Raw genomic sequence first — 14,339 nt, 5'->3', positions numbered from 1 at the left:
GCTATTCATCTGCAGCCAGATCGGTGAGATGTTCCAGCTCGCGATGCAGCAGGGCATCATCACCCAGATTGAGCTCAATCAAACGGCGCAGGTGCGACAGGCTGTCGATATCAATGTGGGCGATTTTCATCCGCAGCGTGGTTTCGTCCTGCTCGATCAGTTCAGCGGCCATGGTCAGATGAACATCGGTCTGCGGTAACACGATATCGACGTCAAATGTGTTGTCCTCGCGCTGTGGCCAGTCTACGGGGCGGGAGAGCAACACGCCATGCAGGGAAATATCTTTCAGTGTAGTGTGCCATGTCGCACCTGCCTGTTGCAGCGTTGCCGGTGCCTGATACACAATCCGGATAAACTGACGTCGTTCTTTCATCATCTGCGCGTCCTCTGGGGTCCATGCTTCGAGTGTAGGGCGATCCGGCCCGCTTACCCAAATAGAGAAAAAGCTTTGTTGAGAGTGCTCTCATACCAATCGCAGTAAATAACTGGTCATCCTAGCTTGCTAAAATATTCGATAACTGCGTTAGATTTTTTGATTGTAGAATCACTACTTATCTAAAAAATCCGCCTTGTTCTCAAACATTTTTCCAGTGCTATTTCTGATCATTGACTTACTTTGATTGGTATCACTCTGATGTCAGAACCAAAAAAAGGCTGCCCAGAGGCAGCCTTCGGTTCAATCTTTCTGGATTGTTTACTTGGCAATTCGCTTGTACTTGATGCGGTGTGGCTCTGCAGCCTGCGCACCCAGCGTCTTTTTCAGCCAGTCGGTGTATTCGGTGTAGTTCCCTTCGAAGAAGTTCACCTGACCTTCATCACGGTAGTCCAGAATATGGGTCGCGATCCGGTCCAGGAACCAACGGTCGTGCGAGATCACCATGGCACAGCCCGGGAATTCCAGCAGCGCTTCTTCCAGTGCACGCAGGGTTTCTACGTCCAGGTCGTTGGTTGGCTCATCGAGCAGCAGCACGTTGCCGCCAGCTTTCAGCAGTTTGGCCAGATGGACACGGTTCCGCTCACCACCCGAGAGTTCACCGATGCGTTTTTGCTGATCGCTGCCTCTGAAGTTGAAACGGGACACGTAAGCACGGGACTGGATCTCGAAGTTGTTGATGCGAATGACATCATTGCCTTCAGAGATTTCCTGATACACGGTGTTGTTGTCGTTCATGCTGTCGCGGAACTGTTCTACAGAAGCCAGTGTCACCGTGTCGCCCAGTTCAATGCTGCCTGTATCCTGCTGCTCGGTGCCACTCAGCATTTTGAACAGGGTTGATTTACCCGCACCGTTGGCACCGATGATGCCCACGATCGCACCTTTCGGCACGCTGAAAGACAGATCGTCGATCAGCACGCGATCACCGAAGGATTTGGTCAGGTTGCTGACTTCAATGACTTTGTCACCCAGACGCTCACCCGGCGGGATAAACAGTTCGTTGGTCTCGTTTCGCTTCTGATGATCTGTGGTGTTCAGTTCTTCAAAGCGGGCCATACGCGCCTTGGATTTCGCCTGACGGCCTTTCGGGTTCTGACGTACCCACTCCAGCTCTTTCTCGATGGTTTTCTGACGTGCTTTCTCCTGAGAGGCTTCCTGCTTCAGACGGGCATCTTTCTGCTCCAGCCAGGACGTATAGTTGCCCTGCCATGGAATGCCTTCACCCCGGTCCAGCTCCAGAATCCAGCCTGCGGCGTTGTCCAGGAAGTAACGGTCGTGCGTGATGGCCACGACGGTCCCGGTGTAATCAACCAGGAAGCGCTCCAGCCAGCCCACAGATTCTGCATCCAGGTGGTTGGTTGGTTCGTCGAGCAGCAGCATGTCTGGTTTTTCCAGCAGCAGACGGCAAATCGCAACCCGGCGGCGCTCACCACCGGACAGGTGTTTGATCTGAGCATCCCACTCCGGCAGACGCAGGGCATCTGCCGCACGCTCCAGGGTGTTTTCCAGGTTGTGGCCGTCTTTGGCCTGAATCAGGCTTTCCAGTTCGCCTTGCTCTTTTGCCAGGGCATCGAAATCGGCATCCGCATCTGCGTAAGCTGCGTAAACGGCATCCAGACGTGTCAGGGCATTAGCCACGTCAGAAACGGCCTCTTCGACCACTTCACGAACCGTTTTTTCTTCATCCAGCACAGGCTCCTGCGGCAGGTAGCCAACATTCAGGCCAGGTTGTGGACGGGCTTCACCTTCGATATCGGAATCAATCCCGGCCATGATACGCAGCAGGGTCGATTTACCCGAGCCGTTCAGGCCCAGTACACCGATTTTGGCGCCCGGGAAGAAGCTCAGTGAAATATCTTTCAGGATCTGTCGTTTCGGTGGCACAACTTTGCTCACCCGCGACATGGTATAGACGTATTCAGCCATTTCCGTAAGTCATCTCTGATTATTGGAGAAAGGGGTATTTTAACCATTCTGGGCCTAAGTTTAACAGCAATGTCTCAAAATGATGGTTAAGATGAATACAAGGTGACCTGAGGAAATGGATTGAATGGGGGGGGGGATTTTGTCTGCTGAATCATTGCCACAGTTTCGGTGCAATTTCAGTGATACAGTGCCAGAAAAACAGGGCCGCCTGTGCATTCTGACCTCCGCCTGACTTCAGGCTGACGCAGGTCATTCCCCCTGAGGCTAGGATATTGGCCTGCAGGGGCTTGAAGCCCACAGATTGAATGAGTTGATAAAGGGGACATATGCAGTCTGAAGTAGTGTTGCGCCATCCGAGTCGCTGGCTGTTGGGTCTGGGGCTGTGGATGCTGCTGGGAGGAAGCGCAGCGCAGGCTGCGACGTTGGAGCAGCAACGGGCGTGGTATGAGGCCGCAAAAGAAGCGCTGGAAAAAAATAATCAGTCCGCTTATCAATCTTACCGGAAAAAGCTGGATGATTATCCACTGACGCCTTATCTGGATTACCGTCAGTTTCAGGAAGGCCTGGCAAAACGCCAGCCGAAAGAAGTCCGGGCATTTCTCGACAAATACAAGGATCTCCCATTTACCATCAAGCTCGGATATTCCTATCTGGATGAACTGGCTGATGCCGGGCGTTGGCGCGATCTGGTGACATTTCAGACCGAGCCGCCTTACCGGGAAAGCTATCAGTGTCAGTACTATTATGCGCTGAGCAAAACCGGGCAAACGAAAGCCGCGTGGGAAGGGGCGGAATCGCTCTGGCTGACGGGGGCATCGCTGGATGATGATTGTGATCCGATGCTGGAAGCCTGGGAAAAAGCAGGCAAGCGGACCAATGCGCTGATCCTCGATCGCATGCTGTTAGTGTTTGAAGCCGGTAATCAGGGATTGCTGAAATATCTCGACAAACAATTGTCCGGTCAGGCCAGAGCGAAGGGCGATACGGTTTTGGCCCTGTTCAATCAGCCCGAAGGGGTGGCTGAATTTGCCAAAAAGAGCCAAGTGACCGACTTTAACCGTCAGCTCAGTACACTGGCGTATCAGCGTCTGGTGCGTGTGGATACTGCCGAAGCGCGGAAGCAACTGGAGCGGGTGGCGGATGGCCAGAAACTCACTTCAGATCAAAAACAGGCGCTGGCGAATTATACCGCCGCCCGGCTGATGGATTCCGATAACCCTGAGCAGATCCGCTGGCGGGATGCCACACTGCGGCTGAGCAAAGATGATGATCTGATCAGCCGACGGATTCGTGTGGCATTGCGTGAAGGCAACTGGACGGAAGCGCAAGCCTGGATCCCGGCGTTGTCGAAGGAAGAACAGGAGACGCTGCGCTGGAAATTCTGGCAGGCGCACCTGCTGGCGAAAACCAATCCGGTCGCCGCCAAACCGCAATATCAGGCGTTACTGGGGGACCGGAACTTCTACAGCGCTGCGGCTGCCACTGTGCTGGGCGAGACGATCGATTTCCCGGTGGAAGCTCTGACGGATGCGGAAAAAGATGTGTCGCCGTATCTGCCGGCTCTGAAGCGGATTGAGGAAATGCTGGCGACAGAGAAAGTTTATGATGCCAATCTTGAGTGGTGGTATTTGCTCAAAGATCTGGATCCGAAAGCCATCTGGCCATTGGCCGGCTATGCCGGTGAGAAGCAGTGGCATCATCTGACGGTACAGGCCACGATTTATGGTCAGATGTGGGAGCATCTGTCGCTGCGATTCCCGCTGGCTTTTGAAAACACGTTTCAGTCGTACGGCAAGCAGCGTGAACTGCAGACGACGACCATGATGGCACTGGCGCGTCAGGAAAGTGCCCTGAATCCACAGGCTGTTTCTCCGGTTGGCGCACGGGGACTGATGCAACTGATGCCTGCGACGGCAAAACATACCGCGCGAAAACTGGGTTACAAGTATCCAGGGGTGAGCAGTCTGTTCGAGCCGGAAGTGAATATCCGCTTGGGCAGCGGGTATCTGAAAATGATGCTGGAGCGCTATGACAATAATCGCATCTTCGCTTTTGCGGCGTATAACGCCGGGCCGGGCCGTGTGACCCGCTGGCGGGACATCAGCGGGGGTCAGTTGGATGCCTTTGCGTTCATGGAAACGATTCCTTTCGGGGAAACCCGCGGTTATGTTCAGAATGTGCTGATGTTTAAGGGATATTACGACAAGCTTCTGGGGCAGAATGTCCAGCTGCTGACGACGGAAGAGCTGAACGCAAAGTACTGATTCAGTGCTGAGAGTCGCCATTCAGGCTGGTTCAGGGTAGAATTCGGGAGTGTTTGTCAGCCTGTGCAGTCAACCGATTGCACAGGTTTCAGTTGAGGAAAACCATGTCATCTCAATCCGAAACGCCGGAATTCACCGAATGGCAGCAGATTGTCACGCTGTTTCGTCAGGCTTCTGCCGATGGTAAAGATGAGTTGCTGCTGCGTCTGTTATTAACCCCGGATGAGCGCGAATCACTGATCGCCCGCGTCAATATCTTCCATGAATTGCTCAATGGCGAGCGCAGCCAGCGTAAAATCAGCGAGCTGCTTGGCGTTGGCGTCGCCACCATTACCCGCGGCTCCAATGAGCTCAAACATCATGATGAAGACATCCGTCACTGGTTGTCGGCATTTCTTCAGGAACAGTCGAAAGGCTGACGCTCCTTTTTCCCTATTTGAATGTTCCCTCCCCCTTGAAGGGGGGATTGTCCGAGTTTGTTGTGAGTCCGAACGTTCCCTCCCCTTGGCAAGGGGAGGGCTAGGGTGGGGTTCGTACAGCGCGCTCAGATTTGGAACTGGCGCTGGTGATTGTTAACCCCCGCCTAACCTCCCCCTTGAAAAGGGGGAGGGACGGATCGAGCTTGCGGTGAGTACTGATTTTTCCTTCATTTTGGTAAGGGGAGGGACAGATCGAGTTTGTGTCGCGTTAATCTGTGGTGTATAAGGCCGGATTGATGAAGGGGATCAGGGCCAGGATCAGCGCCTGATGGTACACACTGCTGCGGCTGAGCCGATGAGCTGTCAGCATGGCGATGGCCCCGCCTTGTTGCTTCACATTTTGTTGCTGGAACATATCGTCCATCACATCTCCCAATTCTTCTCCCTCATGCAGGCGAGTCAGCGCCTGTGGTGGCAGAGGCAGTGACGCAGATCGTGATTCGCCGCGTTGCTGGCCGTTCTCAATCACCATCCAGGCAAAGGTTGCCCCGCCGTCCAGACCCGCTTCCAGGCTGACATAATAATCCGCTGCTGGCTGAAGTTGCTGAGCATGTGCCACCCGGTTGCGGGCACCTGTCAGCGTCTCATCGGCGCACATCGGCTGGGCACGGACGCCACTGTCGACAGCCAGACCTTCAATGTTCAGTTTTATCTCAGGGAATACGTCACGGAATGCAGCTTCGACAGCGCGGATTTTGGCCGGATTGGTTGAGGCCACAATAATTTGGATTGGGGAAGATGGGGTGTGCATGATTCGCTCCTTCAGTTCACGCCGCTATTGTACGTGTTGAAAGGGCGCTGTCACCCCTGATCTGCAACAAGGTGCGTTCACAGATCAGGAAGCGAGACAGGATCACCAGACAGGCGATCAGATCCGGTCGAAAGACCAGTCAGACTGAATGATATAACCGTGGATTTTGAACTCGTCGTGATTGACGAACAGGTTCGGGAAATCCGGCTGAGATGTTGAAAACACCACACCGTCGGCCAGTTGCGTCATGTGATAGAAGTCGGGCTCGCTGCCGCGAACGGATGCAAACACAGGCTGTTTCGGGCGATACGGCGCTTTGCGTGTGGCTAACGCATAGCTGCCCAGCGGCGCACATTGCGCAATATTTTCGTTATCCACCAACAGGCCCAGACAGTCTTCGCGGCTGAGATGGTGCGGGATCGCCCGCTTGCTCAACACTTCCACTGTGCCGCCATCCCGGTAAGACAGATAGTCTTTGCGGTGAATGATCGGAATGTAAGTCGAAGTGGTGTTATGACCGGTTTCCTGACTGATCGCCGTGGTTGCCTGAGTCCCGGAATCAATCTGCCCCGTCAGCAGATAGCTGATGGAAGTGTTCAGGGTTTGGGCAATCTTTTCCAGCTCACGGACTTCGATACCATACTTACCGGACAGCTTACGGCTCATGGTGCCTTGTTGCAGACCCAGTGTTTCTCCCAGTTGTTTTTGGCTGATCCCTTGGATTTTCGCCAGGCGTTTAATGCGCTCTAAATATTCCATATGAATGGCTTCCCGCTCGCAGAAAAAAAAGAATGCGAAAGGCATTCGCAAAAGTCATAAATTATTTTACTGATATCCTTGTCTAAAGGTTTTACTCAAGCTGAAAAGTGCGATGGATTTCGTCAAAGGAATATGCATTTGCACTCAATTGGGTAAAAAAAGGAACAATATTTTCTCAGTAAAATAAGCCAGCAGGAAAAATCAGTCTGCCACCCGCGCATAAAAATATCATATCAATCTCCCCACCGGAATAAATTTAGTGCATGAAAAGTGAGGTTTTGTGCATATTTTCTGTTATGCAACATCACGATATTCGGGATAATCCAAATGAGATGTGAGCTTGCTTCAAAGCTGTTTAGCGCATTATTTTTTGAAAACGATCTCATATCCCCTGAGGCGATGTGTGAAATCTCTATAGTTCTGTCTAAAAATATCCCGCCAGAGAATAGAGTGAGGCTGTTCTTGACTCATTCAAGCGATGGCAGCCCGAAAATGGGTAACGAAAGACCGAAATCTTCAGACAAAGATTCGGGGCGCAAAATAATTCGGTCGCCATTGGATAAACAGCGCTGTTTTCTTAGCCTTTTGACGACATCGGTAAGCGCCATCGCATAAGCTCAGAGGATGTTCAGTGATTGCTTCCGGTAGGTTCGAGCATGCAGCAACGGATGCGGCCTTTTGTCTGTGGGCTGGTCAGTCTTCTGGTGTCGTGGTGCGCTTTGGCTGAAGAAGCGGCACTGACGACTTTGCATCAAAAAGAGCCCTATCTTTCCTGGGATCAGACAGCATCAAACGCCCGGCAACTGCTGAGGGAGCCGTCTGCTGAAACGGCTGCGCTGGAGCAGCTCCGGGCCACGCTGGCGGATCAGCGTGCCGAGGCGTATCAATTGTCTCAGGATAAGTCGGTGGACGTTCGCTGGCTTGAAGCGCAGATCAAATCCCTCGGTCCGGAACCTAAAGACGGTGACAGTGAACCTGAAGTCATCGCCAGCCGCCGGGCGGAGCTGGAGAACGAACTGGCCACCGCCAGCGCCCCGATTTTTCTGGCCGATGCCGCCTATGAACGGGCAAATTTGCTGGTGGGAGAAATCGATCAGCAGATCCGCCAGCAACTGGCCGATAAACTGCTCACCAAAAGCCCGACACCGCTCTGGCCCGGACATTGGGGCGATGCCCTGCGGGAACTGAAGCGCTACGCCAGTCAGCTCAGGCAGGAATTCCGGGCCGTCCGGCAGGATGCCAAACAAAATCAGGCCATGACGGGGTCGATTCTGCCCTTCGTTGCCCTGACGGGGCTTGCGGTACTGATCATGCTGCTGGTGCAACCCTGGGCGATCAACCTGCTGGACAGGTTCAGCCGCAGTCTGACCCGGAAAAGTACGATTCTGGTCTGTAATCTGTTTTCCACCTTGCTCCGGCTGGTTTTTCCGTTACTGACGGCGATGTTATTACTGACTGCCATCAGCGTCCTGAAACTGCCGCTGGCTTCAGCGCAACAGACCCTACAAGCGTTGGGCGCTGTTGCTTTTTATATCGTGCTGAGTCACTGGCTGGGCTTTTTGATCTTCCGGCCCAAAGCGCCCGAACAGCGGATCATTCAGCTGGATAGCCCGTCGGCTCGGGAAGGGATGCGCATTTGCCAGTTGCTCGGGCTGTTTCTCGGCCTGATTGTACTGCTCACTGCGCTGAAAGGGGATTACTCTTTTTCGGCGGCCAGCTCAGCCATTTTGACATTACCGGCTATCCTGCTGGGCAGCTGGCTGATGTGGCGTCTGGCGCAACTGCTGAGCCAAGCGGCCCACAGCGCCGCATCACATGCGCAGGACAGCGAGCAGGGCAGCCATGTCAGCCGGGGGATCCTGAATGCGCTGATCTGGCTGATGAAAACCTCCAGTGTGCTGAGCGTGGTGTTTGTCTGTCTCGGCTATGACAGTCTGGCGCGGCAGGCCATTATTCCTATGGTGATGTCCATTGCGCTGCTGGCGTTCGCCATGGTGATCTATTACGGGCTTTTGAATCTGATGGCCCGGATCTTCACCCGGGATACCCGAGAAGAGGACGCAGGCCCCAGTGAAAGTCTGCTGCCGATTGTGCTGATTGTGATCATCTTCTTCCTGTTCGCCCCGGCACTGGCGCTGATCTGGGGCGCACGCCTCACAGATATTGCCGAAGTCTGGCGGTTGCTCTCTGACGGCATCGAGCTGGGCGACGTGCGTTTATCCCTGGATGTCATCATCACCTTTTTTGTGGTGTTGTTTGCCGGGATCCTGCTGACCCGCTGGATTCAGTATGTGCTGCGCAATTCTGTTTTACCGAAAACCAAAACTGACCCCGGTGCGCGTACTGCGATTGTGACCGGGCTTGGCTATGTCGGCTATACACTGTCAATCATCATTGCGGTCTCTGCCGCGGGACTCAATCTGTCCAGCCTGGCTGTTGTGGCCGGGGCGCTGTCGGTCGGGATTGGTTTTGGCTTGCAGACCATTGTGTCGAACTTTGTTTCCGGGATCATTCTGCTGATTGAGCGGCCCATCAAAGAGGGCGACTGGATTGAAGTGTCCGGCCATTCAGGATTTGTCCGCAAAATCGCAGTGCGATCCACCCGGATCGAAACCTTTGATCTGCAGGATGTTGTGGTGCCCAATTCCGATCTCATCGCCGGTATCGTCAAGAACATGACCCTGCGCTCCAACCACGGCCGACTGGTTGTGTCCGTTGGCGTGGCTTACGGCAGCGATCTCAACATCGTGAAAGAAGTCCTCATGGACGCCGCCAAGAACCACGCCATGGTCCTGAGCTACCCCGCACCCAGCCTCGTATTCACCAGCCTGGGCGACAGCGCCCTGCAATTTGAACTGCGATGTTTCATCCGCGACATCAAAGAATTCATGGTCGTTAAATCCGATCTCCTGTTCGACATCTACCAGACCCTGACCGACAAAGGCGTCAGCATCCCATTCCCGCAACGGGACGTCAGCATTAAAGGCCTCGAAGCGCTGGTCAAAGCGTGGGGGGGAGAAAGGGGCGTCGAGAGATGAGGGATAGCAGGATGTCTAAACTCCCATCTCGATTTCTTTCAGCGATCGGCCTTTGGCGTCGCGCCAATAGTCAGGCCCGCTGCAGGGATAACCAAGCAGAACAGCGGAGGCCTGAGAGGCACTGGTAAACAAAATATCGTCTGTTGCAATCAGCTTGTCACTGCTCTCGACTAACAGCCCTTTTTCTCTCAGGTTGGCTCTCAGATTGGTGTAGCCATTTGAAAGACTCTTTTGTACTTCAGGCAATGCCTGAGAGTTTTTGAGGACCACGATGCCTTCATCGGTTAACTTGGCAGTTGCGTCAATTTTTTTAACTTTCAGCTTTAACAGGCTTTTCTGTTGCGTTTCGGTTTCCTGAGGATCGAAGATGACTTTCGGCTCGAGTAATTTATGGCCCAGAGAGCCAATCACAACGCGGATGCTGTCGATAAATGTTTCCATCGCATCTCTGTCTCCACGGGGCAAAGAGGCCGTTGGTGGGCGTTTGTCGTTATCCAGGGCGTATCGGTTCGATGACATGACAATCTCGATGAGCCGGGCTTCCAGATATTTCACATGAGCTTTGGTCAGGTTTTCATCTTTGTTGGTAAAGCAGATGGCTTCATTCCAGAAATCTTTTGCCGCGATGTGTTGCTGCAATCGCCTCTGGATGTGCTCTGCTTCACCAATATAAACAAGGTTTTTGCCGGTGTCGGAATCAAACCCAAACAGAAAATAGACGCCCGGTCTTTGTGTCTCTTCCCAATCCGTCAGATCTTTGACATGAATGCGGGGAACAGCAATGGCTTGTCCAGTCCAATTAACAATCTCTGCATGGCGAATGCCGGTCACCGTTCCGTTTGCAAGATAAATCTTGAGCTGTGTGCCACGCGCCATCTGAAAAGCCTTTGAATTCGAAGAGATTAATTCAAAGCATGCTAATACGAATCTGTTGTTATTTCTATCGCTTACGCTGGAAATTGAGTTGGTCGTGGTTAACTCATTCAGGAACAGGATGGTTTCATGGGCGTCGATATCTAGCCCTTTCTGCTTCAACTAATGGGCAAAGTCGTCACACGCTTAAGTTTAAAAGCCGCGATGTTGACATTCTTGTCGATGGCTAACAGGTCAATACGGCGACGGCTGTCTTCCCAGTCTGAAAACTCTTCTGATATCACCAAACAATCTGGAGCGATGGCATCAATACAGCCTTTCAGCGCTTCTTGTAAATCGTGCCGCTCTTGCAGCCCTTCGGCTGCAAAAGTGGTTGGTGTCAGTGCGGTGAGATTTTTGTTTGCGATATTGTATAGGCTCATGGCTATATCATCTGATCACTAATAGCATCGGTTAGTTGCAGTTGAATTTGCAGTTTAACATTGATTTTCTGTTTTAATTGGTCGCAAACCATCATTAACTCTCCTACTTTTTTTACAATACAATGCTGTTTCTTTTGTGGAGGGATCGGTATTAGCAATGCTCTAATAACTCCCATGCCTAAATCTGGGACGCCAATACTTTTGACACCATGTTGGGCTTGTGACAGGGAACTCTCTGCCGCTACAACGAACCTTAAGTATTCATGATTTATTGATTTAACTAAGGGTGATATGACGCACAGCGCATGTGACATGCAGTAAGTCCGATCAGATGGTAAAAAACGAGTCTTACCTATGGTACCAATTCGACTCATAGCAAACGCACCATGAGTTAAGTCAAATTTAGATATTTGGCTTTCCAGTACATCAGGCATTACTTTTTTACCGATACGAAAGTCTATTTCCTCATCGCCAACAAAATTTTCTGTAGAAATAAAAGGAATGCCATCTTCTACATATTTAGGCATTCTATGTGATGGGTTCGGGTCAATAACGTTTGAGATGTCACTTAAACGGCACCACTCCCACCCAATAGGAAGTTCAAACGGCTTTTCATCTTCAGAAATCGGCGGTAGCGCATTTTCCTTTTTAATTTTCTTCTCTTTGACTAACTGCGCTTTTTCTTCCGCAATTCTTTTCAGTAGCTCAGCAGCAGGCTCATCACTTGGATCTTGCGGAACCAACTTACCCATCACTGCCAGTTGTAGGATGGTTTGCTTGAGCTGGTCGATATTCTCTTCGGTGGTGAATAAGGTATCGAAATGCTCACTGATTCGCGCCCAGTTTTGCATCAACTCGTCAGCATCGGCAGAGTTGGTGAGTGTGTCCAACAGTGTTGTTACCAGAACTTGATGCGCTTCGATACTGGCTTCGGTTTGTTGTTCTAGCTGGTCGCAGAGCGCCATTAGCTCATCGACTTTGGCGACGATGCGGCGTTGCTCAGCGCTTGGTGGTACAGGAATTAGACCGAAAAAAAACTGTTTATCATTGATTGCAGGATAAGCAATACCAGTTTGAACACTCTCAACATATTCAATAAAGCTTGGAGACCTAAGGTATCTATAAATATACGAACTAGAAATACCGCTCAAAGGATGGATAATTGCAAACGCAGTACTAGCTATAGGCTCAGGATTAAAGTCTCTGTCAATGACAGCAATATTTAGCAAATATGGTCGTACCGTTGAGTAAATAACAGTATTTTTCTGGACTAATTTTCTAGCTCGGGATGGCGCCTCAGAATGTTCTAAAATGCTTGGTTCGTCTATATAGCCTAACTCTTTATTAATTGAGCCAACATCCACGTAAGTGAACGTTTTATCTGGCTTTTTCTGACCAAGGTCATGGCCTAAATCCTCAATTCTTGCCCATTTCCAACTCGAAGGAATATTAAAGGGTAAAGAATTATCATCAATTGGTTCATACTTTCTTGGTTTCTTAATCTTCTTTTCTTTAACTAATTGCGCTTTTTCTTGCGCGATACGCTCAAGCAACACTGAAGCAGGCTCATCATTAGGATCTTGAGGAACAAGCTTGCCTCGCACAGCCAACTCCAGAATTAGCTCACGCAGCTTTTTAACACCGTAAAGCTCCAGTTTGTTGCTGCTACCGCGACCAGAGGTCGATTTGGTCTTTACTGCCGACGTCCAAATATCAATATGCTCGGTAATCAGGTTTTCGACTGCCATTATTGTGCTCCACCTTGCTTTTTACCTTGAATGGTAGAGCGAAGCGCATCACCGAGAATGCCTTTCAGTTGGTCACGCAGTGCTTTGATGTCTTGTTGTTGCTGCTGATAGTTCGCCAGTAACTCTTCAGGATCATGGCTGACGACTTCGTCCTGATACGGGTTTTTAATATCAAGGTTAAAGTTGCGCTCGATAATATCCTCAATCGACACTTTCCAAGCTTGCTTGGTCTCGATACGGCTAGCGAATCCATCGGCCTCGTTACCCCACCAATCGATCTCTTGCTGGAACTCCTCAAACTTCATCGGTTTGGTTTTGCTGTAGTTCTTCACGCCTTCTGGGTAAGGGTGCTCATAGAACCATACTTCTTTGGTTGGTTGGCCTTTGGTAAAGAACAGAATGTTGGTCTTAATGCCCGTGTATGGGTTGAACACGCCATTAGGTAAGCGAACAATCGTGTGCAGGTTACACTCTTCCGTCAGCATCTTTTTGATTTTGGTTTTTACGCCTTCACCAAACAAGGTGCCATCAGGCAATACCACACCTGCGCGACCCTCTTTATCCAATACTTCGACAATCAGCTGCAAGAACAGGTCAGCCGTTTCACGAGTCTGCATTTCGGCAGGGAAGTTCTTTTCAATCCCATCTTCTTCTGTGCCGCCAAACGGTGGGTTAGTCGCAATCACATTGATATTGCTGTCCCAGTTTGAAAGCGGCTTGTTAAGCGTGTTGCCGTGCTTGATCTGCACGGGGACTTCGATGCCGTGGAGCATCATATTGGTGATACACAGCAAATGTGGCAGTTGTTTCTTCTCTACACCATGGATTTGTTTTTGCAGCGTTTGGTGGTCGGCCGTGCTTGTCACGTAGTTCTCTTTGACGTGATCGAACGAGCAAGCCAGGAATCCGCCCGTGCCGCAGGCGGGATCCATAATCTGCTCACCCAGTTTAGGATCAAGACGATTGACGATAAAGCGAGTCACTGCGCGAGGGGTATAGAACTCACCCGCGTTACCTGCACTTTGTAGGTCGCGTAGGATTTGTTCGTAGATATCACCAAACAGGTGACGTTCTTTAGAGTCAGTAAAGTCGATTTCGTTGAGCTTGTTAATCACCTGACGCAGCAGTGTGCCATTTTTCATGTAGTTGAAAGCATCACTAAAGGCTTCTTTCACCACAAAACCACGAGGGTTGGTGTCTTTCGGTGCGGTTAGGTTTTTTAACGTCGGGAATAGGTCATCATTGATGAATTCCAGCAGCTCATCACCCGTAATGCCTTGGTTATCTGCCGCCCAGTGACGCCATAGGTACTTCGCTGGGATTGGTTCGCGGTAATCATCTAGCTCGAACTCCAGCTCTTCTTCTTGGGCATCAAACACTTTAAGGAATAAAAGCCAAGACATTTGGCCCAGACGCTGTGCGTCACCATCAACACCTGCATCTTTACGCATGATGTCTTGAATGGACTTAATCACTGAACTGATTGACATGGTTTACTACTGCTAACGGACAAAAAATTGGGTCGGATTATAGCAGATTTGATGCGAAATAAGTGAACTTAACATTATGACACTAAGTGAGTATTCGTGATTTAATATGTCGCTGTGAAGGTAAAGATAACCGACTTCATTTTTACCGCTGTA

Annotated in this window: 10 protein-coding genes and 1 pseudogene; 3 read left to right on the top strand and 8 right to left on the bottom strand. The window is 51.0% G+C overall.

Going from position 1 to position 14,339, the window contains the following annotated elements; genetic code table 11:
- Position 1: 1 nt before the first annotated feature.
- Both Q4579_RS00665 and ettA read right to left on the bottom strand, forming a co-directional pair.
- Entirely contained in the window at positions 2 to 373 is a 372-nt protein-coding gene (locus Q4579_RS00665; protein ID WP_303561149.1) for a PilZ domain-containing protein, read from the bottom strand.
- 321 nt (positions 374 to 694) lie between these two features.
- On the bottom strand, positions 695 to 2,362 hold the full coding sequence (gene ettA / locus Q4579_RS00660; RefSeq protein ID WP_303560857.1) for an energy-dependent translational throttle protein EttA: 1,668 nt from the start codon (positions 2,360 to 2,362) through the stop codon (positions 695 to 697).
- Between the two features lie 326 nt (positions 2,363 to 2,688).
- Here ettA and sltY point away from each other — a divergent pair, with 326 nt between their 5' ends.
- Together sltY and trpR are read left to right on the top strand one after the other, a co-directional pair.
- The gene (sltY, locus tag Q4579_RS00655; RefSeq protein WP_303560855.1) at positions 2,689 to 4,626 is read left to right on the top strand and encodes a murein transglycosylase; all 1,938 of its coding nucleotides are present in this window, start codon (positions 2,689 to 2,691) and stop codon (positions 4,624 to 4,626) included.
- Between the two features lie 104 nt (positions 4,627 to 4,730).
- On the top strand, positions 4,731 to 5,045 hold the full coding sequence (gene trpR, locus Q4579_RS00650) for a trp operon repressor (protein ID WP_303560854.1): 315 nt from the start codon (positions 4,731 to 4,733) through the stop codon (positions 5,043 to 5,045).
- A 268-nt stretch (positions 5,046 to 5,313) separates the two neighbouring features.
- Here the strand turns inward: trpR and yjjX are convergent, their stop codons facing one another.
- Together yjjX and Q4579_RS00640 are read right to left on the bottom strand one after the other, a co-directional pair.
- Positions 5,314 to 5,856 carry an inosine/xanthosine triphosphatase gene (yjjX, locus tag Q4579_RS00645; RefSeq protein ID WP_303560852.1) on the bottom strand — a complete coding sequence of 181 codons (543 nt, stop codon included), beginning with the start codon at positions 5,854 to 5,856 and terminating at the stop codon, positions 5,314 to 5,316.
- 117 nt (positions 5,857 to 5,973) lie between these two features.
- The gene (locus tag Q4579_RS00640; protein ID WP_303560850.1) at positions 5,974 to 6,615 is read right to left on the bottom strand and encodes a helix-turn-helix domain-containing protein; all 642 of its coding nucleotides are present in this window, start codon (positions 6,613 to 6,615) and stop codon (positions 5,974 to 5,976) included.
- A gap of 656 nt (positions 6,616 to 7,271) precedes the next feature.
- Between Q4579_RS00640 and Q4579_RS00635 the strand changes: the two genes are divergently transcribed.
- Positions 7,272 to 9,653, top strand: coding sequence for a DUF3772 domain-containing protein (locus tag Q4579_RS00635; protein ID WP_303560848.1), 2,382 nt, complete (start codon positions 7,272 to 7,274; stop codon positions 9,651 to 9,653).
- 15 nt (positions 9,654 to 9,668) lie between these two features.
- On the opposite strand, the gene Q4579_RS00630 is transcribed toward Q4579_RS00635, so the two are convergent.
- The 4 genes and pseudogenes from Q4579_RS00630 to Q4579_RS00615 form a co-directional block, all read right to left on the bottom strand.
- Positions 9,669 to 10,529, bottom strand: a complete 861-nt coding sequence (locus tag Q4579_RS00630) for a GIY-YIG nuclease family protein (protein ID WP_303560846.1) — start codon at positions 10,527 to 10,529, stop codon at positions 9,669 to 9,671.
- 162 nt (positions 10,530 to 10,691) lie between these two features.
- Positions 10,692 to 10,948: pseudogene (locus tag Q4579_RS00625) on the bottom strand (hypothetical protein); the annotation flags it as partial.
- 2 nt (positions 10,949 to 10,950) lie between these two features.
- Positions 10,951 to 12,696 carry a restriction endonuclease subunit S gene (locus tag Q4579_RS00620; protein WP_303560844.1) on the bottom strand — a complete coding sequence of 582 codons (1,746 nt, stop codon included), beginning with the start codon at positions 12,694 to 12,696 and terminating at the stop codon, positions 10,951 to 10,953.
- A complete protein-coding gene (locus tag Q4579_RS00615; RefSeq protein ID WP_303560842.1) occupies positions 12,696 to 14,186 on the bottom strand; it encodes an N-6 DNA methylase in 1,491 nt (496 codons plus the stop codon). Before Q4579_RS00615 ends, Q4579_RS00620 begins: the two co-directional genes overlap by 1 nt.
- Positions 14,187 to 14,339 lie beyond the last annotated feature (153 nt).

The sequence above is a fragment of the Photobacterium sp. 1_MG-2023 genome (genome assembly GCF_030547945.1).
Classification (GTDB): domain Bacteria; phylum Pseudomonadota; class Gammaproteobacteria; order Enterobacterales; family Vibrionaceae; genus Photobacterium.
Note: the sequence above shows the minus strand (reverse complement) of the source record. Positions and strands in the feature narration are given on the sequence as shown.

Excerpts from the sequence above, each read along its gene's own strand:
- Q4579_RS00665 (WP_303561149.1), bottom strand. The coding sequence starts at position 373 with ATGAAAGAACGACGTCAGTTTATCCGGATTGTGTATCAGGCACCGGCA.
- ettA (WP_303560857.1), bottom strand. The coding sequence starts at position 2,362 with ATGGCTGAATACGTCTATACCATGTCGCGGGTGAGCAAAGTTGTGCCA.
- sltY (WP_303560855.1), top strand. The coding sequence starts at position 2,689 with ATGCAGTCTGAAGTAGTGTTGCGCCATCCGAGTCGCTGGCTGTTGGGT.
- trpR (WP_303560854.1), top strand. The coding sequence starts at position 4,731 with ATGTCATCTCAATCCGAAACGCCGGAATTCACCGAATGGCAGCAGATT.
- yjjX (WP_303560852.1), bottom strand. The coding sequence starts at position 5,856 with ATGCACACCCCATCTTCCCCAATCCAAATTATTGTGGCCTCAACCAAT.
- Q4579_RS00640 (WP_303560850.1), bottom strand. The coding sequence starts at position 6,615 with ATGGAATATTTAGAGCGCATTAAACGCCTGGCGAAAATCCAAGGGATC.
- Q4579_RS00635 (WP_303560848.1), top strand. The coding sequence starts at position 7,272 with ATGCAGCAACGGATGCGGCCTTTTGTCTGTGGGCTGGTCAGTCTTCTG.
- Q4579_RS00630 (WP_303560846.1), bottom strand. The coding sequence starts at position 10,529 with ATGGCGCGTGGCACACAGCTCAAGATTTATCTTGCAAACGGAACGGTG.
- Q4579_RS00620 (WP_303560844.1), bottom strand. The coding sequence starts at position 12,696 with ATGGCAGTCGAAAACCTGATTACCGAGCATATTGATATTTGGACGTCG.
- Q4579_RS00615 (WP_303560842.1), bottom strand. The coding sequence starts at position 14,186 with ATGTCAATCAGTTCAGTGATTAAGTCCATTCAAGACATCATGCGTAAA.